Consider the following 26,253-nt stretch of genomic DNA (forward strand, 5'->3'; position numbering starts at 1 on the left):
AGAAGAGGATTAGTAAAAGCAACCCATACGCAGATACATATCAGAAGGTTTCAAGTAACTATGATTTCTCCCCTGGACTTTTGGCTAGGCAAGGCATGGCAGAGTCTGGATGGAGGCCGGATGTATTAGGGCCGCTGTTGAAGGGCAAGCGAAGTGGGGACCAACAGGCAATCGGCATTGCTCAAATTCTTCAGTCTACTGGCGCGGACTTCGGCTATAGCAGAGAAGACCTGCTTAACCCAGAAAAGGCGATTGAAGCTCAGGGCAAGATTATGCACCACTTAAAGAATAAGTTTGGTGACGAGGACAAAGCACTGATTGCCTATAACTGGGGCCAGGGTAATCTAGCAAAGCATTTGGAGCATAACGGTGGTAAGGTCAACTTAGCGAAGCTGCCAAAAGAAACACGAAATTATCTCAAGAAGATCAAAGATGTTCGCCCCGATCCCATCGCCAGCACAGAACAAGCCTATAAGCCTCTGTACGGTGACTCCACTCGAACGGATGGACAGAAGACAGCGCTAGAGGTGCAGGACGCTGCCTATGAAGCTGCGCGATTTCGAGAGTTCAACACAGTCGATGACAAGCATACTCTTTCCGGTATTGGCGATTCTATTCTTGGCAGCATACGCACTAATAACGCTGCATGGGCCTATATCGAGAACCAAGAGCTTAAAGGCGAGAAGCCTTATGTGAGGCCGGATGAAGCAGAGGACCGAACCTTAAGACAGGTTTTTTCAAATAGCGTTGACTACGATTTTGCGGTGAACCATTTTACAGGCGAAGAGGACATACCAGTACTGCAAAACTTGTTGAGCCGCAGGCGCGATGATGCGGCGAAAGTAGCGCGGTATGGCTTTATGGGCGAATTGATCAATATCGGCGCATCTCTAACTGATCCGGTGAATATCGGACTCGCCTTTGTTCCTGGCGGCGCGCTGACGAAGTTGGCCGGCTTTGCTACTACTTCGAGGGCCGCTGCCATGGCTTCCGGCGCTGTGGTGGGCGCGGCTACGAACATCGCCGCAGACTACGCAGTTAGCTCGCAAGTGGGCCTTGATTTCAATCCGACTGTATCGGGAATTGCGGGTGGGCTTCTGGGCGGGGCGGGCGGTGCCTTGGCGCATCACCTGGATAACTCTGTTGCGGCGCGTGCTCGATTGCAAGAATTGGAAACCGCAAGCGGTCAGCTGCTTGACGATGCAACGCGCCGCCAGCTGCACGCGAAAGGTATTGAAACCTTTCCTGCAGAAGACAGGCCGATGGCTGCCCACAATGTGATGAACCCTGTGTATGAGGCATCACAGAAAGAGTTTGCCAAGACTTACGGCGTCCGCTTTGACCGAATCGGACGACTGGGGAAAGCCGACGACGCAGGGCTAAGGGGATATGCCGCTCAACTCTCGTATGATCAATCGTGGGGCCATCAAGGGGCGACGATTGCCGAGGAGCAGGCGAACGGCTTCAAGGGCTTTAAGGCACTGGACTACGACTTAGCGCAGATCATCCATAAGTATCATCCCGAGGCGATGAAAGACCATGAAGCTGTGCGGAGGCTGGGCCGTGAGGCCGCAGATGCCATCACAGACACAAGCGGTCTGACGTATAAGAACGCCTCGCCCGCGGTTAAAGAGATGGCGGCAGCAATGCGCAGTGAACTTGCGGCGGCACATCAGGCAGGTAACGCGACAGGCATGTTTGGCGATCTGCTGCCCCCAAACAAACATTACATGCCCATCAGGGCGGATGTACACGCCATTGAGCGACAGATAGAGCGCTTTGGGGGCATTGAGCGCTTGATTGCGGTTACGGCTCAGTGGGCACGAAAAGCACTGCCAGAATCCTATGTGAAGACACGTTACCAGACAGCAAAGGAGGCTTTCGAGAAGGCTAACCCTGGCAAGGCCTACGGCAAGTATGAGGTACACAGCGGGCGCATTCGTGATGAGATAGCCAAGGGCTGGGCAGATGTAAAAATCCGCACCGGCTATTTGACACCGGAGAGCGCCGCCCATGGAGCGCTGCGGCACCCAAAGGCCGATTTTCTTGACCACGCCATCCCCTTTGACCGATCAACCAAAATCACGGCGGAAGATGGCCGGGCATTTGATCTCTGGGACTTGAGCGACGGCGATGTGTACAAGATGCTTGCGAACTATGGCAGGTCGTTTGCTGCTGAGTACTCCGTAAGAAAGGTTCACGGGAAATCAGCCCTGGAACACCTGAACGATGTGCGCGAGTCCGCCAATGGGAGCAAGCTAACTGCACGTGAGCGCGAAGCGTGGATACGCGAGTACGAGGACGGACTGACCGCTGCAATGGGATATAACCCCCACGCAACAGACAGCACGGCCATCAAGCTTCTGAACATCGTGAAGAACATGCAGCATGCGATGCTGTCGGGCGGATTCGGCATTAACCAAGCCGGCGAGGCTTTGGGCGCTGTGGCGAACCTGGGCTGGAAGGCTGCAACGCAGATGTTCAAGGGCCTTGAGCCTGTGATTAAGCTCGCACAGTCTGGCGATCGTCAGGCCATTCTTAAGTTACGTGCTTTCCGTAACATGGACATCCACGACTCCATGCGGAGAGGCGTGAGCGATACCCTGCGGGATGCTGAAGACCTCTTTGCTGGCAATGTGCCGGGCTGGATGAAAGGTGCTAATGCAGCAAACCGCTTTAGCAGGAAGGCCGCTACTTGGTCAAACAAGCTGAGCGGGTTTGAATGGATACAGCGAAATACTTCTGAGGGTCTGCGCACCTACATCCAAGACGCTTTTAATGACTTGGCGATGGGAGTGGGTAAGGACAGCAGCCTGAAGAAATTCCTAGACCCAAAGCGCTTGGCAAAGTATGGGATGGACGAGAGCAAGCTTTCGCGTATTAAGAGCGACATTCGCAAGTATCAGGATAAGGCCGGCTTCTACGATACGGACAGGTGGATGAAACACTCGCCGGATTCCTTTGCAGACTTCAGATTGATGGCGAATAGAATGGCAAAGGAAATGATCCAGCTACACCATTCGAATGATCTTCCCACCTTTATGAACCATCCGGTGGGCCAGCTACTGATGCAGTTCCAGTCTTTCCCTATGGCGGCTTGGACCAATGCGACACTCCCGTTTCTTAAAGAGCAAGACAGGGTGGCATATGGAAAGCTTTTGGGCACAACCATAGGAAGCGCTCTAGTCTACACCGCCCGTATGGCCTACAACTCCCTGAGTAAAGATGATCCTGAAGAGTATCGGGAAAAGTATCTAAGTATGGAGGCTATCATTGCCGTAGGAGCGGCACGCTCTTCCATGGCGTCAATGATTCCCTCTGTGACTAATACGGCCCTCAGTGCGGTGGGAGTTGAAGTGCCTGGATGGTCTGAAGCGCGTACCACAGGTAATGATTTGTCTCTTAACCCTCCGACACTCCAAGCCATCCAGCGGGCTATCTCGGTTACAGGGGCGGGAGTGCAGTCCATCTTTGACCCAGAGTTCGAGTGGACAAAGGGGCATCGACAAGCTGCAAGGCAGTTATTCATTCCCAACTTGATGCCTGTCGGCCTCGCTTTTGATAAAACATATGAGGCAGCCGCACAATACCTAGAATAAACAGAAAGGAGATTAATGCCGATTCCAGATTTTACAAGAAAGCCGAAGGTTAACGACTCTAAGTCTTTCGCAACATTTATTAGCGATGGTGTTACTACTGTCTACGCTTTCAATATTGAGTACCTGCGCAAAATATTCATGCATGTTGAAGTTGATGGCGCGGCCCTGACGCCGGGGCAAAAGCCCAATGAAGGGGACTGGTGGTTCAGCAAGGGAATGGAAATCACCCTGAAGACGCCCGCCCCAGAAGGCACTTCTCTGACAATTAAACGTCTCACTCCGTCCGACCGCATCGTAGAGTTCATTGATGGCTCTATCTTAAAGTCCACCGACTTGAATGTATCTGCGATCCAAACCCTTCACATTGCTGAAGAGGCGCGGGATTACATGGTGAATACCATTGGGACGGACTCTGACGGAAACATTGATTTTCGGTTTAAAAGAGGCATTCGTGTTGCCGACCCGGTAGAGCCACAAGATGTTATCAACTTCCGCACGTACCTCAATGATGCGGAGGGGGCGCACGCTGCGGCGAAGGCCGCGAAAGCGTCAGAGGTGGCGGCTAAGCTCTCGGAGGACCGGGCCAAAGCATCTGAAGTGGCCGCTAAGGCTTCTGAGGGAGCTGCTAAGGTTTCTGAAGCGAATGCCCTCAGAGATGCCCAGAATGCGGCAGGAAGCGCCGCAGCTTCAGCAGAAAGCGAGACGAAGGCCAAGGCGTCAGAGGTGGCCGCCAAGGCGTCTGAAACTGCGGCCGCGCTTTCAGAGGGCACCGCCAAGAACTCAGAGGATGCCGCGTATGGACATCGTATCGCCGCAGAGGGTTCGCAAGCTGCTGCAAAGGCATCTGAGGATACGGCAGGCTCCCATTCTGCCAACGCGACTGCAAGGGCCGCAGACGCACTAGGGAGCGCTGAAAATGCTAAGGCTTCTGAAGACAATGCCAAGATTCAGCGCGATGAAGCCTCTAAGAGCGAGACGAACGCGAGAGCATCAGCAGGGGCGGCTAAGGCCTCCGAGGCTGCGGCCTCTCAAAGTGCAGCAGCCGCTAAAGTTTCTGAAGATAACGCTGAGAAGTGGGCTAAGGAAGTTCAGGATCAAAACGTAGCAGAGGCCATTAAGCTGCATGACGCAAACCCTGGCGCACATCCTGATAAGCTCAGCACCGCATCCTTTCGAGAAGTAGTGCTTGAGGACGGCAATATCAAAGGCACGCTGTGGCAAGATGGCCACCTAAACAGTCATATCGAACAGCGTGCGCGGGCATTATCCATTGAAGAAATCCGGAAGCAAATAGCTGAGGATGGTAATGTCAAAGGCAGCGCATGGCGCGAAGGTATTCTGTCCACTCACATTGAACAGAGGGCTAGGGAAATCGCTAAGGAAGAAGTAGCGGCGATTAGTCGAAATCCTAATTGGCGGCTAGTGTTTGACAATGGTGTCAATAACACCACAGGCGGGAATTTCTCAGAAAACGTGATTGGGAAGTGGCTATCGTTTCATGTTGGAGCCACATCGGGTTTGCTGTCCGCGCCGGTCTTCATCGCACATGATGGCATCTCCTACATGACACACAGCCACTATTGGACGGGTGCGAGTAATGCAGTCGGCATTAGGATCGTAAACGGCGGAATGGGCTTTCAGGCCCTTAAAGCTAACGGTACTGTTGGCGGCCTTTTCTACGGCTGTACCGTCTACATTTTCGAATACTGACTCCGCGTTGGTCTAAAGGTCAGCAGACGCATCATAAAAAATGGTCTAAGGTTTTCCGCCTCATTAACCATAGAGACGGTATGGCTATGAAGAGAGTTATCCGCCTAGGCGATCCTACAGACCACGGTGGGGCGGTGACTGGAGCGTCAGCCACAACTTCCATGTTCGGCAAACAGGTGGCGCTTATTGGTGATCCGGTAAGCTGCCCCAAGCAGGGGCATGTCAACTGCGTAATAGTTGAAGGCGATCCCTCTTGGACTGTTGGCGGGCGTGGAGTTGCATTGGAGGGACACAAGGTTAGCTGTGGGGCTACTCTCATATCGACAATGCCCGAAGTCGGGCGCTCATATGAGGGTAGTGGTTCTGGTTCTGCTGCGCGTGCTTCTGCTGGCGCGGCTTTGGCTGCTTTGGTGGCTGCTGCCGCTTCTGCGCTGTTCAATGACAAGTATCAGCTAGTTGACCAAGATACCGGAAAGCCGCTTGCAAATCTTGCCTACGCCATTGAGCGGGCTAGTGGTGAGCTGGAACATGGCACTACGGACGCAGAGGGGCACACTCACTTGCTCGCCTCTGTTGCTGAGGCTGAAGACATCAAAATCTACGTGGAGTAAGGCAAGTGGCGAACCAAAGTGTAAAGTCTCCGTCCGGCAAAGAACTGTTCATTGTTGCGAATAAGACTCTTACGCCTGAATCGGACAAGTCTATCAAGCAAGTCCTGTTAAAGCGTGAAACCATTGAAGTGCTTGTAAGCGACTCCCGCGTCATTTCGATGGGTTCCCAATTCGGCCATACTGCTTTAGAAATTGATGGTACTGTTTATGGGCGGGCGCACCCTGGTTGGGATGTGGATGGCAGGGACCATTACCTTATGCGTCAACAAGTCAAGATGCATCGAGACACATGGGGGTATACTCTGAGTGTCTCCCCACAGGAAAAGGCGAAGGTTCTTGAGTTTATAAACAAGCAGCGAGCTGAAAACAAGCCTTACGATATAACAGATAACAGCTGCTCCTCTAATATCGCAGACGCTCTCGGTGCCGCAGGCCTTATTGCGCATGATCCTAGATGGTCTTTTGGGAGTGTTGTCTCCCCGGCTGATCTTATGGCGGGTTTAAGTCATTCTAAGCGTTTGGTGAAGAAAGCAACTTACCCTAAGAAGTGATTATGCGAAAATTCAGATTGATGTTGTTGTGCGGTGTTCTTATGGGGTGTTCAAAGTCTGGCATCCCTTCTGTGGTAATAAAAGATACTCCTGCATATTTGAGTGTGAATGACGCAAGGGAAAAGCCTTCAATAATCATTCGCGTGGGAACTGAATGCAGCGTCGGGGGCGTTTCATACGGTAAAGTTGATGCATATACCGAGGTTGTTTGTGCGGGTAAAAGCTGGTACGTACTCGATTCGGAGAATCTAAAGCCGGCTAAGTAACAAATTCAAATATCCATTCAAGGCGCTCTAAGAACTTCTTAGGGCGCTTTTCTTTTGTCTAAAAAATAGAGGAGGAAGTATGAAATGATCGAATATGACTTTAAATCAGAAATCATAAAAATATCCCCGGCTGCTGGCGTGGCCACAACAACAATCATGGGTATTCCATTGCAGGACTGGGTGTATATCGTCACAATTTTCTATTTGATACTTCAGGTTGTGGCGCTAGGCTTTAAAATTCATGATGGCAATAAAAAGAAAGGAAGTGAGGCAAATGACCGCAGCAAAGACGCGTAAAGATAAAGCCATTGCATTGGATGACGCGTATTTGGATATCCTTCTCGTCCACATCAAAGACCCTGATATGGCAGCCAATACCGCTTTTCTCAGCATTGTGCGGCAAACACTGAAGGACAAGCAGATAGAACTTTCTGAGCCTCCGAAGGACGGACCGGTTAAAGACATTCTGAAAGAGCTTCAAGATCGTGGTTTGCCTGTCTTCGAAAGTGGACGGCGCGCAGTACTAAACTAAAGGAGAATTAATGGCAGCAACGGATGTCTTGGACACCCGGAAGCTTCCACCAAACATCATCGCAGACGCATACGAAGATTTTAGAGTCTTCTTATGGATTGTATGGCAAAGCATTGGCCTGCCAGCGCCAACGCCCATTCAGTACGATATGGGGGAGTCACTTCAGAATCCTCCTTCTGATCGTTTCATTATTATGGCCTTCCGTGGTGCCGCAAAGTCCTTTGTGACTTGCGCATTCGCAGTATGGTGTTTGTGGAGGAATCCGAACCTTAAAGTAATGATTGTGTCAGCCTCGAAAGACAGGGCAGACGCTAACGCGGTCTTCATTAAGAAGATTATTCATACGCTCCACTTCTTGGAGCATCTTAAAGCCGGCCCAGAGCAAAGAGACTCACAGAACATCTTTGATGTCGGCCCCGCACTTCCAGACATTAGTCCATCTATAAAGTCTGTTGGTATCACTGGTCAAATCACAGGTAGCCGCGCAGATATCCTTATCTCCGATGACGTAGAGGTTCCTAAGAACTCCGCAACGCAAATTCAGCGCGATAAGCTTGGAGAGGCCGTCAAAGAGTACGATGCAATCTTAAAGCCCGGTGGACAGATTATCTATCTGGGCACTCCCCAGTGTGAGGCGAGTCTCTACAACGAGCTTCAGCATCGAGGATACGCTTGCCGCATCTGGCCGCTTCTTTACCCTGAAAGCGAAACGCGCCTTGCAAACTACGGCAGGTGCCTTGCCCCCCTTATTGCTGAGGCGCTGGAGGCCGATAGTAGCCTTGCAGGCACTTCGACGGAGCCGAGTCGCTTTGACGCTGAGGAAGTCGCTAAGAGGCGTTTAAGCTATGGCGCAGCCGGCTTTGCCTTGCAGTTCCTGCTAGACACCTCTTTGAGCGATGCCGAGCGCTACCCGCTGAAGATGTCTGATTTGATCGTGGCGGCTCTGGACCGTGAAGCCACGTCAATGAAATGGCAATGGGCCTCTGACGACTCTACAAGGCTTGCTGAGGTGCCCTGTGTGGGTATGCGCGGTGATGTGCTCAACGGGCCTTTCATGCGCTCCAAGGAGGTCTTTAGCTACACGGGGAGCGTCCTAGCCATTGACCCGTCTGGGCGCGGCAAAGACGAAACGGCTTATGCGGTGGTTAAGTTCTTGAACGGCTATTTGTTTGTGATGGAAGTTGGGGGCCTTCAAGGCGGCTACAGCGATTCAGTGTTAACGACGCTGGCACAGAAGGCGAAGTTCTGGGGCGTCTCAAACGTCTTGATCGAGTCCAACTTTGGTGATGGCATGTTCACCAAGCTGATAACGCCGTTCTTCTCTCGCATTCACCCGGTGGGCATCGAAGAGATTCGAAGCACTACCATGAAGGAAGCCCGGATCATTGAGACGCTAGAGCCAGTTCTAGGGGCACACAAGGTAGTCATTAACCAGAGTGTCATCACTGATGATTATCACGTCTACATCCGCGATCCGGCCTATTCGCTCTTCTATCAGCTCACACGGATTTGCAACGAGAAGGGCGCGCTGGCCCACGATGACCGTCTAGACGCCTTGGCAATGGCTGTCCGGTACTGGGTGGAGTACATGGCCCAGGACGCGGAGAAGGGCGTAGAGGCAAAGCTTGAAGATTGGTTAATGGCCCAGTTGGATAAACCAGAGGTGACAACGCGTAGGATGGATGCTGAGGGCTTTCACTGGCTCATGACTGGAGAAGAGGAAGGGCTGGATGTAACCATGTTCTAGCTGTCAGCAGAGAGTTGAAGGATTGGGCGCATTGAATTGATTGTGTTGTCAAGGGTGGAGCAGATGCTTTTATATCTTAGCCTAACTGAAGGTTCATCAAAGTCTTCACCAGACCGGCGCATGTCGGGTGTACGGCGGAGGTTCAACTGCTCCTGATACCTTTTGCAGTGGTCATAAATATCAGCCAAGTCAGCTGCAATGGGCTGTGGCATGTAGGCAATGGCGGGGACGACTGCGACCCTGTGGAACTGCCCAAGTTTTTCCTCGGTAGGGATGCCATAAAGCCCGGAAAATGCTCTCTGGAACGACTCTGCTTCTTGCAGGATGGCCAGCTGTGAACTCTTAAGCGCGTTCGTGTTCGCCTGTAAAGCTGCCCTGGCTGATAGTTTGGCCGCGAGGGCTGATTGGTACGAGTAGAACAGAGCAACCGCAGAGATGACCGCAGAGAGCAGCGCTACCCAATTTTGTCCCAGCCAGTTAATAACTTCCATGTACTCCAGTCCTGAAATCAATTACACACACCAGAATCGCAATTACACACACTAGAGGAGGGGAGGAGGGTTCTCTAATGCCCGAAGGTTCTTATACACCTCTTCAAGGCTCTGGGACAGATGGGTGAATGGATACCAGATTATTGTCCATCATTTCCTTTGCACCCTTCATCCCTGCTTTTAGATGTAGAAGGCTCCTCAGTCTCTGCTGACCTCTGAAGTTCGTAGAGACTGAGGAGCCTTCAAGACCAATCATCAATACACCATTAAGAAAGGAATACCGATATGTTTAAGGTTCTAAAAGTACTCCGGGCCTTCAAGGGCCGCTCTAAGGCCGCTCTGGCCCTCGCCGCCGTACTGGCCCTTGCAGGCGTTACTAATCCTGCACTGCTGGCAGGTGTCGCTACTGTCGTTGATGCAGTGCAGGCGCTTGCAGGTGGCTAGGGCATAGCAGTTAGGCTGTAGGTACATCTCACAGAGCCATCTAAATTGAAGATTTCAATAATTGGGCCTTCCTTAATGATTCCCATGATGTCCTTTACCCCAAACTGCTCTGGGTACTTTGCACGCGGCTCGCCCGCCTCAACGCCGCTCCACGGCCTCTTGTAGGAGATAATGGGATAGCCATCGATAGCGGCATTCCATATACCTATAGTGCCGACGATATCCCCTTTCTCATCAAAAAGGAGAGTGCCATTGAGAACTGTAAGTGTATCCCCTACGGCATAATACGTATCTTTTTTCAGACGGAATGCAGACATACAGACCACCTCCCTTTACAGCTTATGGGTATGCTAAAGGCATTTGTATTGAGTATGGGACACGGTGCTGAGGCGTGCAAGGAGGCTAAAAGCACCGCAAAAATTTAAATGGGTATCTGAGATAAGAAGGGCGCGAAGTGTCCCCCGTGGGGTGCCTCGAAGGGCCGCAGCTAGCCTTGCGTATGGGTATAGACACGCGCACACGCTGAGAGAGCCGGGAAGGCATCCAAGCAGGTATAATATGCCTTAACGCGCTGGCAGGGTCAACGGCCAGACCATGAAAATGTATGGTGAATGTAGTGTGGACGTATGGTGTTATGTTCTGTACCATTCACCGTAAATCAATAGATACAAGGCTTTCAAAGGTTTTACCGACATGGACGCTAAATTCCTGGATATTCTGGTGTGCCCGCTGTGCAAGGGTCCGCTGGTTTTCGACAAGGCCAAGCAGGAGCTGATCTGCAAGGGCGACCGGCTGGCTTACCCGATCAAGGACGGCATCCCGATGATGCTGGAAGCCGAGGCCCGCGAGCTGGCGCCGGAAGAAGAGATAAAATGAGCCGCGGCTTTTGCGTGGTGATTCCCGCGCGTCTGGCGTCCAGTCGCTTGCCGGGCAAGCCGCTGGCCGACATCGCCGGCAAACCCATGGTGGCGCGGGTCGCCGAGCAGGCGGCCAAGAGCGGCGCAAGCCGGGTGATCGTGGCCACCGACCACGACGATGTGCTGTCCGCTTGCCGCGCGCACGGCGTTGAAGCGCTGATGACGCGCGCCGACCACGCCAGCGGCACCGACCGGCTGGCCGAAGTGGCGCAGGCGCTGAAGCTGGCCGACGATGAGATCGTGGTCAATGTCCAAGGCGACGAACCGCTGATCGATCCGGCCCTGATCGATCAGCTGGCGGCGCTCCTGGCCGCCGGCGACGCGCCGGTGGCGACCTTGGCGCATCCGTTCCGCGACGCCGCCGACATGTTCAATCCCAATGTGGTCAAGACGGTGCTGGACCACGCCGGCCGCGCGCTGTATTTCAGCCGCGCGCCGATTCCCTATGCCCGCGACGCCTTCGCACAGGATGCGAGCGCGCTGCCCGCGGACCTACCGGTGCTGCGGCATATCGGCATGTACGCCTATCAGGCGGGTTTTCTGAAGACCTATAACCGTTTGGAACCGGCGCCGCTGGAGCGTTTCGAAGCGCTGGAGCAGTTGCGGGTATTGTGGCACGGCTTCGCCATCAAGGTGGCGGTGGTAGAGTCCGCGCCGCCGGCCGGCGTGGATACGCCGGAGGACCTGGAGCGCGTGCGCCATTTGCTGGGCGACGGACGGAACCCATAAGCCGGGCCGCGTTGGCGCGGCCCGGATTTCGATATCAAATCATCTTATTCAAATTGACGGAGCGATCTTCATGCGACTGATCCTGTTGGGGGCGCCTGGCGCCGGCAAAGGCACCCAGGCCAATTTCATCAAGGAAAAATTCGGCATCCCGCAAATCTCCACCGGAGACATGCTGCGCGCCGCGGTCAAGGCCGGCACGCCGCTGGGGCTGGAAGCCAAGGCGATCATGGACGCCGGCGGCCTGGTGCGCGACGACATCATCATCGGCCTGGTCAAGGAGCGCATCACCGACGCGGATTGCGCAAATGGCTTCCTGTTCGATGGTTTCCCGCGCACGATCCCTCAAGCGGAAGCGATGATCGCCGCCGGCGTGGACATCGATTACGTCGTGGAGATCGACGTGCCGGACGCGGCCATCGTTGAGCGCATGGCCGGCCGTCGCGTGCACCTGGCCTCCGGCCGCACCTATCACATCAGCTTCAACCCGCCGAAAGTGGCCGGCAAGGACGATGTGACCGGCGAAGAGCTGGTCCAGCGCGACGACGACCGCGAAGACACCGTGAAAAAGCGTCTGGCGGTCTACCACGAACAGACCGCGGTGCTGGTGGGTTTCTACGGCGAGCGTGCCGCCAGCGGCGACGCCAAGGCGCCGAAATACGTCAAGATCGACGGCACCCGCGCGGTGGAAGTGGTGCGTGACGAGGTGCTGAAGGCGCTGGGCGCCTGAGCAGCGGCCGGTTGGCGATCCGTTGAGTGATCGTCGACAGGTGCTGGATTCGCGGTGTTAAACAAAAGCGGGCCCTGTGGCCCGCTTTTGTTTTGGCGCGTCGAGAAAGGGCTGGCGCGTCGACGGCAACAGGCGGAGAATTGAACCCGGAGCCTGTGAGCGGCTCCAAAAGTTTTTGTACGACAAGCCGGAGCGATGCCGGCGCAAGGATAATACCTATGTATTACGGGGAACGTTTCAACGGGATTTCCCATTTGATCGGCACCTTGCTGGCCATTGCCGGGCTGGTGGTGCTGGTGACCATGGCCGCGCGCGAGGGCGACCCCTGGAAGGTGGTCAGCTTCAGCCTGTACGGCGCTACTTTGGTGGCTTTGTATCTGATTTCCACGCTGTATCACAGCTTTCGCGGACGCGCCAAGGCGGTGTTGCAGAAGTGCGACCATTCGGCGATCTATCTACTGATAGCGGGCAGCTACACGCCGTTCGCGCTGGTGACCCTGCGCGGCGCCTGGGGCTGGAGCCTTTTCGGCGCCAGTTGGGGCCTGGCCGTGTTCGGCATCATTCAGGAGCTGACATTGGGGCGGCGCACCCGTTTGCTGTCGATGATTCTCTACGTGGTGATGGGCTGGCTGGTATTGGTGGCGTTGCCGCCGCTGATTGAATCGCTGCCCAGCGGCGGGCTGTTTTGGCTGGCCTTGGGCGGGATTCTGTACAGCGTAGGCATCTACTGGTTTCTCAACGACGAGAAAATACGCCATGGTCACGGCATCTGGCATTTGTTTGTGCTGGGCGGCAGCGTCTGCCAGTTTGTCAGCGTGTTGTTCTACGTGGCCTGAGCCACGGCTTGAAGTCCTCCCGCAGCGGCGGGCCGGAAGAAGAAGGGCGAAACCAGCGCAAGCGCTGTTTTCGCCCTGTTTTATTCCGGCCTTGCTTAGTGTCCGGGGAGCGCTTACTCGTCCGGCAAATCCTGCAGCCGGCGCTCTTTGACCAGGGTTTCCAGCGCGCGCACCACTTCCGGATCAAACTGGCTGCCGGCGCGGCCGGAGATGTAGTCCATGGTGTCGCGCAGCGTCCATGGTTCCTTGTAGGGCCGCTTGTTGAGCAGGGCGTCGAACACGTCGACCACTGCGACGATGCGCGCCGACAGGGGGATTTCGTGCGCTTTCTGCTTTCTGGGGTAGCCGTTGCCGTCGAAGTGCTCGTGGTGGCCGCCGGCGATTTCCGAGCCCAGCGACAGATAGCTCATCCCCTCCACCATGCTGGCCGATCTGGCCAGTATCTGCGCGCCTATGGTGGCGTGTTGTTCCATGATCACCCGTTCGTCCGGATCCAGCTTCCCCGGTTTGAACAGGATGTGGTCCGGGGTACCCACCTTGCCCACGTCGTGCAAGATGCTGGCCATGCCCACCATGTCCATGAATTCCTTGCCCATTAGTTCCGGATAGGCGCCGTTGTCCCGCATCTGCCCGGCGATGGCGTCGGTCAGCCGCTGCACGCGCAGCACGTGATTGCCGGTGTCGGTGTCGCGGAATTCCGCCAGATCCGCCAGCGCCACCACCGTGGCTTCCTGTGCGCTGCGTAGCTGGCTATAGAGGTAGAGGTTGTCGTAGGCGGCGGAGATGCGCTGGCAGAACACGTCGAGCAGGTCGCGCTCCACTTCTTCAAGCGGCCATTGCGGGGTGAAGTGGATGATGAATTCGCGGCCGTTGCGCGAGGTGATGTAGAGCACGTCGTAAGGGTGCTGGTAGATGCTGCGTTTTTCGGCGAAGGAGCGCAGGATCACCTGCTCCAGCTCGGGGAAGGGGCTTAGGTCGCCGCTTTGCCCCAGCGGTTCGTAATTGCCGGAGGCGGCCAGGATTTCCAGTTCCGGCCGGCCGTTGCTGTTGTCGTTGCGCACGCACAGGATGCCGTCGCTGCCGATGTCCAGCAACGCGCTGATCTGGCGCAGCACGCCGGAGGCGAACTCGCGCAGCGAATACAGTTGGTATAGGTCGGACGCGCTTTCCAGGATCTTGGACAGGCCTTGGCGGTTTTTCTCCAGCGACAGCAGGTTTTCGTAGGCGCGCAGCGAGGAGATGATGGTGGTGAACAGCTTTTGCACCGTCAGTTCGGTCTTGGTCTTGTAGTCGTTGATGTCGTAGTTGAGGATGACTTCCTGTTCTGGTGCCTGTCCGGGCTGGCCGGTGCGCAGCACGATGCGCACCAGGCCGTTTTTCAGGTCTTGGCGGATCTGGTGCACCAGCTTCAGCCCGGCGTCCTCGCTTTCCATCACCACGTCCAGCATGATCAGCGCGATGTCCGGATGCTGGCGCACCACTTCGTAGGCTTCCTTGCCGGAATGGGCGCTCAGTAGTTCCAGCGGTCGTTCTTTGTAGCGGATATTGCGCAGCGCGATGCGGGTGGCGGTGTGCACGTCCTTTTCGTCGTCGACGATCAGAATTTTCCACGGATGACGGCCATCGTTCACGGCGGACGCGGCTTCGGCTGGAGCGTCATCGTCCAGCAGCCAGTCGTCTTCCTGGTTGGTGATGTCGCTCATGCTATGTTCTCCTTGCTCTGATTGACCGGGGCGGAACAGGGCATGGTGATGGTGAAAGTGGTGCCTTTGTTCACTTCGCTGTGCACCTCGATCGACCCGCCCAAGCGTTGCCGTACGATGTTGTAGACGATGTTGAGCCCGAGGCCGCTGCCGCCGCTGCCGCGGCGGGTGGTGAAGAAGGGATCAAACACCCGGCTGAGGTTTTCCGGCGGGATGCCTTTGCCGTCGTCGCTGAGCGTCAGCGTGATGTAATGCGGGTTGTTGCGCCGGGCCTCGATCAGGATTTTGCCGCTGCTGCGGTTTTCGAAGCCGTGCACCAGGGAGTTGACCATCAAATTGGTGACCACCTGGGCGAAGGAGCCGGGATAGCTGTCCAGCAGGATGTCTTCCTCGCATTGCACGTTGATGGTGGTGTTGGCGTGCTTGAAGCGCGGCTTCAGGCTGGTGATCACTTCATTCAGATAATCTTGCAATTGGAAGCTGCGCCGCGCTTCGCTGGTCTGATCCACCGCCACCTGTTTGAAGCTGTGTATCAGGTTGGCCGCGCGTTCGGCATTGGACAGAATCAGGTCGCTGCATTCCTTGGCAGTGTCCAGGTAGGCTTGGAAGTCGCTTTTCTTGACAGTGCCGCCGTCCACTTTTTCTATGATGTGGCTGGTGGCGGTGCCCAGGTGAGAGGCGGTGGTGAGGGTGATGCCCACCGGGGTGTTGATCTCGTGGGCGACGCCGGCCACCAGGCTGCCCAGCGAGGCCATCTTCTCGGTTTCCACCAGGGTCTGCTGCGCTTCCATCAATTGGCGATAAGCCTCTTCGGCGCGGTCGCGTTCGGCGCGGGCCACGGCTTCGGCCTCGGTGCGTTTGGCCAGGTCGCCGGCGGTGCGCGCCACGATGCGGTTGAAGCCGTTGACGATGCCGCCGATCTCGTCGTCGGCGACGTGGGTGACCTGGGCGCCGCTGGCGTCCGGTGCTCGAATGGCGGTGTTCAGAGCCTGCTGCAGCCGCGCCAGCGGCTGGAACAGGAAGCGTTGCAGATTGAAGGACATGATCATGAAGATCATCACATCCAGCAGCAGGATCTGGGCGGACAGTTCAATCAACTGGTCTCGCTGATGCTTGGCCAGAGCCTGGCGCGACAGGTAGACGGTGGCGTTGCCCAAGTGCTCCTTGCCCTGATAGATGATGGGGATGTTCAGCATGTCGTCCGAACGCGGCTCCTCCGACGGAGGCATGTCGCGGATGCTGCCGTCGGTATCGTGGCTGCGGCCCAGACTGAGCCCGGATTCTCCCTTGACGCTGATGGCGATGATGGACGGCCAGCTCAGCTCGCTGTCCAGCGTCAGCCTGACGTTCTCGTCGTCCAGCTGCCAGACGCTGTGCGGCAGCGACATCGCCAAGCGGGCTTTGACCGCGGCGCGTTGGGATTGGTAATCGGCCTCATTGCGTTCTTGGTTGTGCAAATAGGAAAACAGGCCCGTCGTCCCCAGAATGGCGGTGATCCAGGCCATCAACCAGAACATCAATTTGGTTTTTATGCTTTTCATTATGTTCACAGTTCCAAGTGCCCACACTGAATCCTAGGCAGTTCTGGCGCGAATACCAAATCCGGATGAGCGCGGTTAGCCGCCGCCGTCGGCGCTCAGCGCCGCGGCGGGCTTGGCGCGCGGGGCCAGCTTTTGCAGCGCCAGTCCGCTCAGAATCAGGCCCAGCCCAACCAGCGTGGAGGGCAGGATGGCTTCGCCGATCAGGAAATGGATCAGCGCCAGCGACAGCAGCGGCGATAGGAAAATCAGGTTGGCGATGCGGGCGGTGCTCGGCGTCAGCTTCATCGCCGTCAGCCACAGGACGAAGGTGAAGCCCATTTCAAAGGCGCCGACATAGGCGGCGCCGGCCAGGCCCTGCCAGGCCACCGGGCCCAACTGCCCGGTATAGGCGCACCAGGCCAGGCTCAGCGGCAGCGAAAAGGCGAAATTGAGCGTCAAGCCGATGACCGGTTCGCGCGCGTCGCGGGCGTTGAAAATCCAGTAGCCGGCCCACAGCAGGGTGGAGGCCAGCGCCAGCGCCACGCCCAGCGAATCGGAAAAATGCAGTTCTAGCACCTGGCCGCGGGTGCCTATCACCAACACACCCAAGTAGCAGACCAAGGCTGCGGCGATATCGCGGCGCTGCAGTTTCTGCTTGAGCAGCGGCACCGCCAGCAGGCTCATGGTCAAGGCCCAAGTGTAGTTGATCGCCTGGGCCTCCTGTGCCGGCAACAGCGCGTAGGCCTGGAACAGGATCAGATAGTACAGCGCCGGGTTGACCGCGCCGAAGATAAGAGAGGCGCGCCAGTGGCGGCGCAAGGCCGGCGCAAGCTCCGGCTGCCGGCCTTGGACGGCGAGCAGTCCCAGCAGGCAGAAGAGAGAGGCGGCGCTGGCGTAGAGCACCAGTTGAGCCGGGCTGAGATGGTCAAGGCTGATCTTGAAGGCGCTGGCCACCGTGGACCAGGCCAGGACGGCGGCGAGTCCGTAGGCGTAAGCTTTAGATTGTGACTGCAAGGTAATCCCCGGGGTGACGGATGAGGGGTCGCGGGACGGCCATGCCGCCGGCCCGCGCGCCGATGCCCCATTCTAATGCAAATGGATTTTCACCGGGGAGCTCGCCTGGGGTTTCAGCTTGCCTGTTCCTGCGCCCGTTCCTGAATCAGCCGGTTCAGCATCAGGCTGGCGCGCCAGGCGGTGTCGGAAGCGGACAGGCCGATGGGGCCGCCGGTTTCCATTTCGAAATCATCGCCGGCCAAGCCGTGGATGTGCACCGCCAGGCTGGCGGCTTCGAAAGGCTCCATGCGCTGGGCCAGCAGCGCGGCGATGATGCCGGTCAGGACGTCGCCCTGGCCGGCCACCGCCAGCGCCGGGCCGCCGCTGGTGTTCAAGTGGTAGAAGCCGTCCGGGCCGACGATCAGGCTGCCGGCGCCTTTGAGCACGACGACGCAGTTGAAGTGATTGGCCAACCGGCGAGCCGCCAGCAGCCTGTCCTTCTGCACTGTCTCGGTGCTTTGTCCCAGCAGGCGGGCGGCCTCCGCCGGGTGCGGGGTCAGCACAGTGCCGGCCTGGCGTTTGGCGATCAGCGCGGCGGCGGCGTGGTCGTTGGCAAGCAGGTTGAGCGCGTCGGCGTCCAGCACCAGCGCCTGCGGCTGCTGGATGACTTGGTCCAGCAGGCGGCCGGCCAGCTCTTGCAGGCCGAGACCGGGGCCGACGGCGAGCACGTCGGCATCGGGCAGGTCGGCGACTTCATCCAGCGCGGAGATCATCAGCTCCGGCACCACCGGATCCACCGGCAAACGGTCGTCCAGCGGGCAGACATGAACCTTGCCGGCGCCGCAAGCCAAGGCGCTGCGTCCGGCCAGCAGCGCCGCGCCCAACATGCCCGGCGCGCCGCCTATCACGCAGACGGTGCCGAACAGGCCTTTGTGGCTGTTGCGCGGGCGCAGCAGCGCGCGGACGTCCGGCTGGTTGATGCTGCCCTCCGCCGCCGGAATCAGCCTGGGTGGGCAATCCAGCAGCTCCAGCTCCACATTGCCGGCCAGATCGGCGCCTGAGGCGCTAAACAGGCCGGGCTTCTGGCATAGAAAGGTCAGGGTGTGGCTGGCCTGGATCGCAGTGTTGGCCGGCACGCCGGTATAGGCGTCCAGGCCGCTGGGGCAGTCCAGCGCCAGGATGGGGCTGCCCAGTTGGTTGATGCGGTCGATCAGGGTGGTCCATTCCAGGTCGAAGTCCCGACTCAGGCCCACGCCGAACAGTCCGTCGATGACCAGCTGCGGCGCGCGGTAGTCGCGCGGCAGGTCGAACATCACATGGCCCTGCGCTTGTTCCAGCTCATGCAGCGCTTCCGAGGTGGCCGGGCTGGTGGGCTGGGTGGGCACCAGCACATCGACCCGGAAGCGGCGGCGCATCAGTTCCAGCGCCGCGTACAAGGCGTCGCCGCCGTTATTGCCGGGACCTGCGCAGATCAGTAGTCGGGACGCGCTGGGCAGATGGTGGCTGATCCAGTCGGCGGTAGCCATCGCCGCGCGCTGCATCAGGTTGTAGCCGGCGTCGGTGGCTTGGCGCTCTAATTGGCGCAAGGCGTCCAGGCTGAGAATGCTTTGGTCTTGTGTCGGCATCCGGATGCTCCTCGTTGGCCGGGCCGCGAGCGGCGCGGCGGCGGGCTAGGGCGCTGCGGGACTGTCCGGGGCGGGCTCGCCCCAACGCGGCGTTAATTGATTGTCGATGCGGAGCTGATCCAGAATTCGCGCCACCACGAAGTCGATCATGTCGTCCACGGTCTTGGGATGAGTATAGAACCCCGGAGACGGCGGCAGGATGACAACGCCGAGACGGGCCAGCTTGAGCATGTTTTCCAGGTGGATGGCGGAGAACGGCGCTTCGCGCGGAACCAGCACCAGTTTGCGTTGTTCCTTGATGCTGACGTCGGCGGCGCGCTCAATCAGGTTGTCGCTGCTGCCCTGGGCGATGGCGGCCAGCGTGCCCATCGAGCACGGGCAGACCACCATGGCGTCGGCCGGGTTGGAGCCGGACGCCACCGGCGCGAACCATTCTTCGCGGCCAAATACCGCCAGCTGACCGTCGCGCGCGCCGCTGCGTTGCATCAGCCACTGTTGGGCCTCGGCTGGGCGCGACGGCAGGGTCAGGTCCATTTCCTGTTTGGCCACCACTTGGGCGGCTTGCGAATACAGCACCCAGACGCGGGCGCCGGCGGCGATCAGGCAATCGATCAGCCGCAAGCCGTAAGGCAGGCCGGAGGCGCCGGTCAGGGCGACGGTGACGGTTTGGATCGGGCGCATGAATGTCTCCTGTAGGCGGGCGGCCCGAACGCGTTCAGTTCTGGCGGTAGAGCTGGCGATGGCGCACCAGCACCTGTTCGGGGGCGAACAGGCGGGCAAGTTGCTCCGTGATGTAGACCGAGCGGTGCTGGCCGCCGGTACAGCCGACGGCGACGGTCAAATAGCTGCGGTTTTCCATGCTGAAACAGGGCAGCCATTTGCTGACCAGCTGCTGGATGTCGTCCACCATCTGTTGCACTTCCGGCGTTTGCTGGAAAAAGTCGATGATGGCTTGATCGCGGCCGGTGAAGGGGCGCAGCTGCGGGTCGTAATAAGGGTTGGGCAGGCAGCGGACGTCGAAAACGAAGTCGGCATCCCGCGGCAGGCCGTGCTTGAAGCCGAAGGATTCGAAGATCAGCGTCAGCCGGCTGCTGTCGGCGTCCACCAGTTCGCGCACCCAACTGCGCAGCGCGTTGGCGGACAGCTCGCTGGTGTCGATGCGGGTGCCCAACTCCATGATCTCGGCCAGCATGTCCTGTTCCAGCAGAATGCTTTCCTCCACCGTGACGTCGGCGCCGGACAGCGGATGGCGGCGACGAGTTTCGGAGAAGCGCTTGACCAAGGTGGCGGGCGTGGCTTCCAGGAACAGTAGGCGCACGTCCACCTGCTGGGCCCGCAACTTTTCCATTTCCGCCGGCAAGGCGCCCAGCGACGGGCCGGAGCGGGTATCCACACTGATGGCGATCTGCTCGTAGCCGTAGTCGGCGTACAGCGACATCGCCTCGTGCAGCATGGTGGCCGGCAGATTGTCCACGCAGTAGAAGCCGGCGTCTTCCAGGGCGCGCAGCGCCACCGACTTGCCGGAGCCGGACAGGCCGCTAATCAATATCAGGCGCATTTTCCTGGTCTCTGAGGAAGTTGGTGTGGCGTTCGATGAACTCGCGCGTGCTGTCGATGCCGCGCAGTTGCAGAATGTAGTTGCGCACCGCGGCCTCCACCAGCACCGCCAAGTTGCGGCCGGCGGCCACCGGCAGCACCACTTTGCGGATGGTGACGCCGATGATGTCCTGGGTTTCCGACTGGATGTTGAGGCGGTCCAGCGCCTGCATCGCCTGGTCGTTGGCCTTGACCAGGTGAATGATCAGCCGCAGCACCTTCTTGGGCCGCACCGCGGTTTCGCCGAAGATGGTGCGGATGTTGAGGATGCCCAGGCCGCGCACTTCCAGGAAGTCGCGCAGCAGGGGCGGACATCGGCCTTCCAGCGTGTCCGGGCCGATGCGGTACAGCTCCACCGCGTCGTCGGCCACCATGCCGTGGCCGCGGGAAATCAGTTCCAGCGCCAGTTCGCTCTTGCCCATCGCCGAATCGCCCATGATCAGCACGCCGATCTCGAACACGTCGAGGAAGACGCCGTGCAGCACGGTGGACACCGCCAGCGCCCGCGCCAGATAGATGCGCAACACATCCATCAGGTAGGGGCTTTCCAGCTTGGTGGTCATCAAGGGGACGTTGTGGGTGTGGCAGTAGTCGCGCAGCAGCTTGGGCACGGGCTGGTCGTTGGCCACCATCACCACCGACATGCTCTTGTGGAACAACTGATCGAGCGCGGTCTTGGCGGCGGATTGCTCCAGCCTGTTCAGATAGTCCACCTCGGCGAGGCCCAGCACCTGGACCCGGTTGGGGTGGATGAAGTTGAGGTGGCCGACCAGCGCCTGAGTCGGGCGTTGTTCGTCGTTGCCTATCATATTGTCGGCGCCGCCGGTGCCCGCAACCCAGGTGAGGTTGAGCTTCTGCTGGTTTTCCTGGTACAGCCGGCGGACACTGATGCTAGGCATTGGGCACCCAATTATTGAGCAGCTGGTAGAGCTCGTCGCGGATGGAGATGCCCAGCATCTGTTCGCGCATCTGGCGGCTGGAGAACAATTGGGCCAGCTCGGACAGCACTTGCAAGTGCAGGTCCGTGGCCTGTTCCGGCACCAAAAGCACGAACAGGCACTGCACCGGCTTGCCGTCGGGGGCGTCGAAGGGAATAGGCGTTTTCAGGCGGATGAACACGCCCATAGCTTCCTTCAGGCCGCGCGCGCGGCCGTGAGGAATCGCCACTCCCTGGCCAAGGCCGGTGGAGCCAAGCTTTTCGCGGGCAAACAGGCAATCGAAGATTTCGCTGCGCGCGATGCCCCGGGTATTTTCAACCAAGAGGCCGACCTGCTCGAACACGCGCTTCTTGCTGGCGACGTCGAGATCCAGCAACACGTGTTCGGGGGTCAGGATTTTGCCGATGAGGTTCATATTGGATTATGCATGCGGCTGAGAAAAACCCGGCAATTCTACGTTGCCTTGATAGTACTGAAAACGGGCAAGTGCAAAGAAAAGCGGGAACCCGCAGGCTCCCGCCTTCCAATTCAAGGGATTACAGGCTGGCTTCAGGCGCCGGAGCACGGTGTTCAGACTGTTTTTCCTTGTGTTTCAGCACTTGGCGGTCCAGCTTGTCGATCAACAGATCGATGGCGGCGTACATATCGGATTCGGTGGCTTCCACGTGAATGTCCTTGCCGGACAGATGCACATTGACTTCAGCCTTTTGCACCAGTTTATCAACAGACAGAGTAACGGAAATGTCGATCACATGGTCGACATGTCGAGTAACGCGCTCCATTTTGGTTTCAACGTATTCGCGCAGGGCGGGAGTTACTTCCAGATGCAGTCCAGTTACTTTGAGGTTCATACCCTAGCTCCTTCTGGTGTTGACAGTCCGGTCGGGTCGGCCGGATCGCTGTATTCCGCCGCCTGGCTCACAGCGTCTTGCGCTGGTTAACCGGCGGTATCTGCATGGCTTCACGATACTTGGCTATCGTGCGTCTGGCAACTTGTATTCCCTGTTTGGACAGCGCTTCGACCAGGGCGCTGTCAGACAGCGGTTTGCTCGGCGATTCGGCGTCTATCAGGCTGCGGATATGCGCCTTGATCGCGGTGGCGGAGCACTCGCCGCCGCTGTCGGTTTCCAGCGCGCTGCCGAAGAAATACTTGAGCTCGAACAGACCGCGCGGGCAGAGCAGGTATTTCTGGGTGGTCACCCTGGACACCGTGGATTCATGCAGGCCCAGCTCGTCCGCGATGTCGCGCAGGATCAGCGGGCGCATGGCCACTTCGCCGTGCTCAAAGAACGATTGCTGTCGTTCAACGATAGCTTCCGCCACTTTCAGGATAGTGTCAAATCGCTGCTGGATGTTCTTCACCAGCCATTTCGCCTCTTGCAGCCGCGAGGACATTTCGCCGTTGCCGCCGCGGTTTTCCGCCAGCAGCCGCGCGTACATCTGGTTGACGCGCAGCCTGGGCACGGCGCCGCCGTTCAGGGTTGCCACCCAGCGGCCCTTGCGTTTTCTGACCGAGACGTCGGGGATCACGTACTGGGTGTCGCTGGCGCCGAAACCGGCGGTGGGGCGGGGATTGAGGCGGGCGATCAGCGCCTGGGCGGCGCGCAGCGCGGCGTCGTCCACGCTCAGTTGCTTTTTCAGCCGAGTGTAGTCGCGATTGCCCAGCAAGGTCAGATGATCGCGGACGATGGCCAGAGCCAGTTCGCGCTGAGGCTCGTCCGGATCCAGCCGCTGCAATTGCAGCGCCAGCGCCTCCGGCAAGGAGCGCGCGCCGACGCCGGGCGGATCGAACTGCTGCAGCAGGCGCAGGCCTATCATCAGTTCGTCGGTCTCGATTTCCAGTTCCAGCGGCAGGTGGCTGGCAATGTCGTCCAGCGTCTGGCTCAGATAGCCGTCGTCGTCCAGTTCTTCGATCAGCAACTGAACGATGGCCTGGTCGCGCGTGGGCAGCGCCACTTCGCCCAGTTGCGCCAGCAGGTGCTCGCGCAGGCTGATTGGACAGGGCACGTTCAGCATCGGGTCCAGCTCGTCGTCGCCGTCGCCGCGGCGTCCGCCGCTGCCCCAGTCGCTCAGTTCGCCGGCCTCGGCGCCGCGGTCGCCGTCATCGCCGGAGGATTCGTCGCGACTTTCCGCCGGGGCTTCCGGCTCCTGGGCGGCGGCGTCCGGCGCCTCGCCTTGCGGCGCTTCGTCGCCGCGTTCCAGCAAGGGATTGTCCAGCAAGAAGCGCTCGACTTCCGTCTGCAGGTCGAGGGTGGACATCTGCAGCAGCTTGATCGATTGCTGCAGCTGCGGCGTCAGGGTCAGCTGCTGCGATACCTTGAGCTGAAGGGTCTGTTTCATCGCTTATAGGTGGAAGTGTTCGCCAAGGTAAACTTCGCGCACCTTCTCGTTGTTGACCAGTTCTTCCGGCTCGCCGGAGGCGAGCACCGAGCCTTCGCTGATGATGTAGGCGCGGTCGCAGATGCGCAAGGTTTCGCGGACATTGTGGTCGGTGATCAGCACGCCGATGCCGCGCTCCTTCAGGAAGGAGATGATTTTCTGGATGTCGATCACCGCGATCGGATCGACGCCGGCGAAGGGTTCGTCCAGCAGGATGAAGCGCGGCCGGGTGGCCAGCACGCGGGCGATCTCGACGCGGCGGCGTTCGCCGCCGGACAGTGAGAGCGCGCTGCTGTCGCGCAGATGGCCGATGTTGAGGTCGTCCAGCAGCAGGTCCAGCTCTTTTTCCAGCTCCTTGCCCTTGAGGCCGGACACTTCCAGGATGGCGCTAATGTTCTCTTCCACCGTCATGCGGCGGAAGATGGAGGCTTCCTGCGGCAGATAGCCAAGGCCCAGGCGCGCGCGCTGGTGGATGGGGTAGTGGGTGATCACCTGATCGTCCAGGCGGATTTCGCCGTCGTCGGCGCCGATCAGGCCGACGATCATGTAGAAGCTGGTGGTCTTGCCGGCGCCGTTGGGGCCGAGCAGGCCCACCACTTCGCCGCTGGCGATTTCCAGCGCCACGTCCTTGACCACGGTGCGTTTTTTGAAGCGCTTGCGCAGGCGCTCTACCTTGAGCACGCTTTGCGTCATTTGGCGGCTCCGCTGGCGGGCTTGGCCGCCGCGGGCTGGGAGGCGGCGTTTTTGGGTTGCAGGATCACGGTGACGCGGCCCTTATTGGGGCCGGTGGCGGTGCCGCCGGTCACTTGGTAGGTTTCGTTCTGGGTGTTGTAGGTGATCACATTGCCCACCACCAGGTCGCCTTCGCGCTTGACCCGGGCGTTGCCGGTCAGCACGGCGAGGTTGGCCGCGCTGCTGTAGTCGAGGCGGCTGGACTGGCCTTCCACCCATTCGTTCTTGCCGTCCATTTTTTGGCGGAAGGTGACGATGCGGCCGGTGGCCACCAGGGTCTGTTGGCCTTGCTTGTCCTGAGTGGCGACGACTTTGTCGGCGTTCAGGCGCAAGGTGCCCTGGATGATGACCACATTGCCTTCGCAGGTGGACACGCCCTTGATCTGGTCCATGGTGCAACCGTTGTCGCTGGTGATTTCCATCGGTTTGGTGCGGTCGGCCTGTTCGGCGTGGGCGACGGAGGCGGCGGCCAGCGCCAGGCCGGCCAGCAGGAGACGGAGCTTATTTTTCATAAATGATCTTGGTGTGAGACAGCAGGTTCAACAAACCTGTCTGTTGCTGATAGACGAAGCCCACGGAGTTGCCGTGCGATTTTCCGTGATAGAACACGGTGGGCGCGGCGGAGCGGGCGATTTTCTTGGCGGTGTCGACGTGCATGGCGCTGGTGACGACCTTGGTCTCCGGCTTGTCCGCGGCTGCGGGCTGGATCATGGTCGCCTTCTTGTCGAAGTAGGCCTGTTGAGTCTTGTTGTTGTAACGGCCGACGTCGCCGATCAACTGGTATTGCAGTGCGCCTTGCTGGTACTGGTAGAGCTCGGGGTTTTCGAAGAAGGCGTCGTCCTTGCCCGGGTACTGCCACATGCGGGTGGCGATCAGCCGTTCATTGAGCTTGCCTTGCGCGTCGAAGCGGGTGGCGATCAGGTGTTCGGCCACGTATTCGGGCTTGTCCGGGTCCAGTTCGCGTCGGTTGCTGTCCCAGCGAGAGACTTGGTCCAGCCAAACGGTCAAGAGGCCGGTCAGGCCTACCAGCAGCAGCGGGAACAGGCGGTGGGAGCGCAGCAGGCGGATCATGCCAGATACCTTGCCAGGATCTGATCGAAGGAGCCCTGGGCCTGCATGATCAGTTCCGCCAGTTCGCGCACCGCGCCTTTGCCGCCGGAGCAGCCGGTGACGTAGTGCGCGCGCTGACGCACCAGGGCCGGCGCTTCCGGCACCGCTACGGCCAGGCCGACGCGGGTGATGATGGGCAGGTCGATCAGATCGTCGCCGATGAAGGCGCATTCCTCGGCGCTCAGGCCGGTGCAGGCCAGCAGTTCGGCCAAGGCCAGCTTCTTATCGTGCACGCCGCCGTAGTAGTGGTCGATCTGCAGCGCCTGGGCGCGATGTTCGACGCAGCGGTCGGCGCGGCCGGAGATGATGGCCAGCTTGACGCCGGTGGATTGCAGCAGGCGCAGGCCCAGACCGTCTTGCACGTTGAAGGATTTGCTTTCTTCGCCGTGGGCGTTGTAGTAGATGCGGCCGTCGGTCATCACGCCGTCCACATCCATGATCAGCAGCTTGACCTTGCGGGCTTGCTCGAAAATGCTTTGCATGCTTGTCCTTGCTAA

At 58.7% G+C, this 26,253-nt stretch carries 27 protein-coding genes; 11 read left to right on the forward strand and 16 right to left on the reverse strand.

Translation table 11 applies throughout. From position 1 onward, the window contains the following. Nucleotides 1–8: 8 nt before the first annotated feature. The 7 genes from B0T39_RS01025 (at nucleotide 9) to terL (ending at nucleotide 9,016) form a co-directional block, all read left to right on the forward strand. On the forward strand, nucleotides 9–3,599 hold the full coding sequence (locus tag B0T39_RS01025) for a transglycosylase SLT domain-containing protein (RefSeq protein ID WP_254894462.1): 3,591 nt from the start codon (nucleotides 9–11) through the stop codon (nucleotides 3,597–3,599). Nucleotides 3,600–3,614: 15 nt separating this feature from the next. Further along, on the forward strand, nucleotides 3,615–5,309 hold the full coding sequence (locus B0T39_RS01030; RefSeq protein WP_081544406.1) for a phage tail fiber domain-containing protein: 1,695 nt from the start codon (nucleotides 3,615–3,617) through the stop codon (nucleotides 5,307–5,309). 86 nt (nucleotides 5,310–5,395) lie between these two features. Next, entirely contained in the window at nucleotides 5,396–5,920 is a 525-nt protein-coding gene (locus B0T39_RS01035; protein ID WP_081544450.1) for a PAAR domain-containing protein, read from the forward strand. A 5-nt stretch (nucleotides 5,921–5,925) separates the two neighbouring features. Next, on the forward strand, nucleotides 5,926–6,471 hold the full coding sequence (locus B0T39_RS01040; protein WP_081544407.1) for a lipoprotein N-acyltransferase Lnb domain-containing protein: 546 nt from the start codon (nucleotides 5,926–5,928) through the stop codon (nucleotides 6,469–6,471). Nucleotides 6,472–6,821: 350 nt separating this feature from the next. Further along, the gene (locus B0T39_RS01045) at nucleotides 6,822–7,034 is read left to right on the forward strand and encodes a hypothetical protein (RefSeq protein ID WP_081544408.1); all 213 of its coding nucleotides are present in this window, start codon (nucleotides 6,822–6,824) and stop codon (nucleotides 7,032–7,034) included. Next, nucleotides 7,012–7,269 (forward strand): hypothetical protein, encoded by a 258-nt coding sequence (locus B0T39_RS01050; RefSeq protein ID WP_081544409.1) that lies wholly within the window; start codon nucleotides 7,012–7,014, stop codon nucleotides 7,267–7,269. The genes B0T39_RS01045 and B0T39_RS01050 overlap by 23 nt, the downstream gene beginning before the upstream one ends. Nucleotides 7,270–7,279: 10 nt before the next feature. Then, nucleotides 7,280–9,016, forward strand: a complete 1,737-nt coding sequence (gene terL, locus B0T39_RS01055) for a phage terminase large subunit (RefSeq protein ID WP_081544410.1) — start codon at nucleotides 7,280–7,282, stop codon at nucleotides 9,014–9,016. On the opposite strand, the gene B0T39_RS01060 is transcribed toward terL, so the two are convergent. Together B0T39_RS01060 and B0T39_RS01065 are read right to left on the reverse strand one after the other, a co-directional pair. Continuing rightward, nucleotides 9,013–9,507 carry a hypothetical protein gene (locus tag B0T39_RS01060; protein WP_081544411.1) on the reverse strand — a complete coding sequence of 165 codons (495 nt, stop codon included), beginning with the start codon at nucleotides 9,505–9,507 and terminating at the stop codon, nucleotides 9,013–9,015. The two genes, terL and B0T39_RS01060, sit on opposite strands and share 4 nt — an antisense overlap. 440 nt (nucleotides 9,508–9,947) lie before the next feature. Continuing rightward, nucleotides 9,948–10,268, reverse strand: coding sequence for a hypothetical protein (locus B0T39_RS01065; protein ID WP_081544412.1), 321 nt, complete (start codon nucleotides 10,266–10,268; stop codon nucleotides 9,948–9,950). Between the two features lie 376 nt (nucleotides 10,269–10,644). Here B0T39_RS01065 and B0T39_RS01070 point away from each other — a divergent pair, with 376 nt between their 5' ends. The 4 genes from B0T39_RS01070 (at nucleotide 10,645) to trhA (ending at nucleotide 13,160) form a co-directional block, all read left to right on the forward strand. Continuing rightward, nucleotides 10,645–10,827 carry a Trm112 family protein gene (locus B0T39_RS01070; RefSeq protein WP_043591984.1) on the forward strand — a complete coding sequence of 61 codons (183 nt, stop codon included), beginning with the start codon at nucleotides 10,645–10,647 and terminating at the stop codon, nucleotides 10,825–10,827. Further along, entirely contained in the window at nucleotides 10,824–11,597 is a 774-nt protein-coding gene (kdsB, locus tag B0T39_RS01075; protein ID WP_081544413.1) for a 3-deoxy-manno-octulosonate cytidylyltransferase, read from the forward strand. Before B0T39_RS01070 ends, kdsB begins: the two co-directional genes overlap by 4 nt. A gap of 70 nt (nucleotides 11,598–11,667) precedes the next feature. Next, nucleotides 11,668–12,324 (forward strand): adenylate kinase, encoded by a 657-nt coding sequence (gene adk / locus B0T39_RS01080; RefSeq protein WP_081544414.1) that lies wholly within the window; start codon nucleotides 11,668–11,670, stop codon nucleotides 12,322–12,324. A 218-nt stretch (nucleotides 12,325–12,542) separates the two neighbouring features. Next, nucleotides 12,543–13,160, forward strand: a complete 618-nt coding sequence (trhA, locus tag B0T39_RS01085) for a PAQR family membrane homeostasis protein TrhA (RefSeq protein ID WP_081544415.1) — start codon at nucleotides 12,543–12,545, stop codon at nucleotides 13,158–13,160. Between the two features lie 113 nt (nucleotides 13,161–13,273). On the opposite strand, the gene B0T39_RS01090 is transcribed toward trhA, so the two are convergent. The 14 genes from B0T39_RS01090 to B0T39_RS01155 form a co-directional block, all read right to left on the reverse strand. Next, a complete protein-coding gene (locus B0T39_RS01090; RefSeq protein ID WP_081544416.1) occupies nucleotides 13,274–14,863 on the reverse strand; it encodes a DUF3369 domain-containing protein in 1,590 nt (529 codons plus the stop codon). Beyond that, nucleotides 14,860–16,404, reverse strand: coding sequence for a sensor histidine kinase (locus B0T39_RS01095; protein ID WP_081544417.1), 1,545 nt, complete (start codon nucleotides 16,402–16,404; stop codon nucleotides 14,860–14,862). The genes B0T39_RS01090 and B0T39_RS01095 overlap by 4 nt, the downstream gene beginning before the upstream one ends. Before the next feature lie 75 nt (nucleotides 16,405–16,479). Beyond that, nucleotides 16,480–17,397: a DMT family transporter gene (locus tag B0T39_RS01100; RefSeq protein WP_081544418.1), complete on the reverse strand. Its 918-nt coding sequence runs from the start codon at nucleotides 17,395–17,397 to the stop codon at nucleotides 16,480–16,482. A 113-nt stretch (nucleotides 17,398–17,510) separates the two neighbouring features. Then, nucleotides 17,511–19,001 (reverse strand): NAD(P)H-hydrate dehydratase, encoded by a 1,491-nt coding sequence (locus tag B0T39_RS01105; RefSeq protein WP_081544419.1) that lies wholly within the window; start codon nucleotides 18,999–19,001, stop codon nucleotides 17,511–17,513. Nucleotides 19,002–19,046: 45 nt separating this feature from the next. Beyond that, entirely contained in the window at nucleotides 19,047–19,682 is a 636-nt protein-coding gene (locus tag B0T39_RS01110; RefSeq protein WP_081544420.1) for a flavin prenyltransferase UbiX, read from the reverse strand. A gap of 34 nt (nucleotides 19,683–19,716) precedes the next feature. After that, nucleotides 19,717–20,559, reverse strand: coding sequence for an RNase adapter RapZ (gene rapZ, locus B0T39_RS01115; RefSeq protein ID WP_081544421.1), 843 nt, complete (start codon nucleotides 20,557–20,559; stop codon nucleotides 19,717–19,719). Beyond that, on the reverse strand, nucleotides 20,540–21,496 hold the full coding sequence (hprK, locus tag B0T39_RS01120) for an HPr(Ser) kinase/phosphatase (RefSeq protein WP_019104261.1): 957 nt from the start codon (nucleotides 21,494–21,496) through the stop codon (nucleotides 20,540–20,542). The genes rapZ and hprK overlap by 20 nt, the downstream gene beginning before the upstream one ends. Further along, a complete protein-coding gene (ptsN, locus tag B0T39_RS01125; RefSeq protein ID WP_043632481.1) occupies nucleotides 21,489–21,950 on the reverse strand; it encodes a PTS IIA-like nitrogen regulatory protein PtsN in 462 nt (153 codons plus the stop codon). Before ptsN ends, hprK begins: the two co-directional genes overlap by 8 nt. Before the next feature lie 121 nt (nucleotides 21,951–22,071). After that, nucleotides 22,072–22,386, reverse strand: coding sequence for a ribosome hibernation-promoting factor, HPF/YfiA family (hpf, locus tag B0T39_RS01130; protein ID WP_019104259.1), 315 nt, complete (start codon nucleotides 22,384–22,386; stop codon nucleotides 22,072–22,074). A 67-nt stretch (nucleotides 22,387–22,453) separates the two neighbouring features. Then, entirely contained in the window at nucleotides 22,454–23,875 is a 1,422-nt protein-coding gene (locus B0T39_RS01135) for an RNA polymerase factor sigma-54 (RefSeq protein ID WP_081544422.1), read from the reverse strand. A 3-nt stretch (nucleotides 23,876–23,878) separates the two neighbouring features. After that, nucleotides 23,879–24,607: an LPS export ABC transporter ATP-binding protein gene (lptB, locus tag B0T39_RS01140; RefSeq protein ID WP_019104257.1), complete on the reverse strand. Its 729-nt coding sequence runs from the start codon at nucleotides 24,605–24,607 to the stop codon at nucleotides 23,879–23,881. Continuing rightward, entirely contained in the window at nucleotides 24,604–25,158 is a 555-nt protein-coding gene (gene lptA, locus B0T39_RS01145; protein ID WP_081544423.1) for a lipopolysaccharide transport periplasmic protein LptA, read from the reverse strand. The genes lptB and lptA overlap by 4 nt, the downstream gene beginning before the upstream one ends. After that, a complete protein-coding gene (lptC, locus tag B0T39_RS01150) occupies nucleotides 25,148–25,717 on the reverse strand; it encodes an LPS export ABC transporter periplasmic protein LptC (protein WP_081544424.1) in 570 nt (189 codons plus the stop codon). The genes lptA and lptC overlap by 11 nt, the downstream gene beginning before the upstream one ends. Then, entirely contained in the window at nucleotides 25,714–26,238 is a 525-nt protein-coding gene (locus B0T39_RS01155; RefSeq protein WP_043632491.1) for a KdsC family phosphatase, read from the reverse strand. Before B0T39_RS01155 ends, lptC begins: the two co-directional genes overlap by 4 nt. Nucleotides 26,239–26,253: the final 15 nt, after the last annotated feature.

The sequence above is a fragment of the Chromobacterium haemolyticum genome (assembly GCF_002081825.1).
Classification (GTDB): domain Bacteria; phylum Pseudomonadota; class Gammaproteobacteria; order Burkholderiales; family Chromobacteriaceae; genus Chromobacterium; species Chromobacterium fluminis.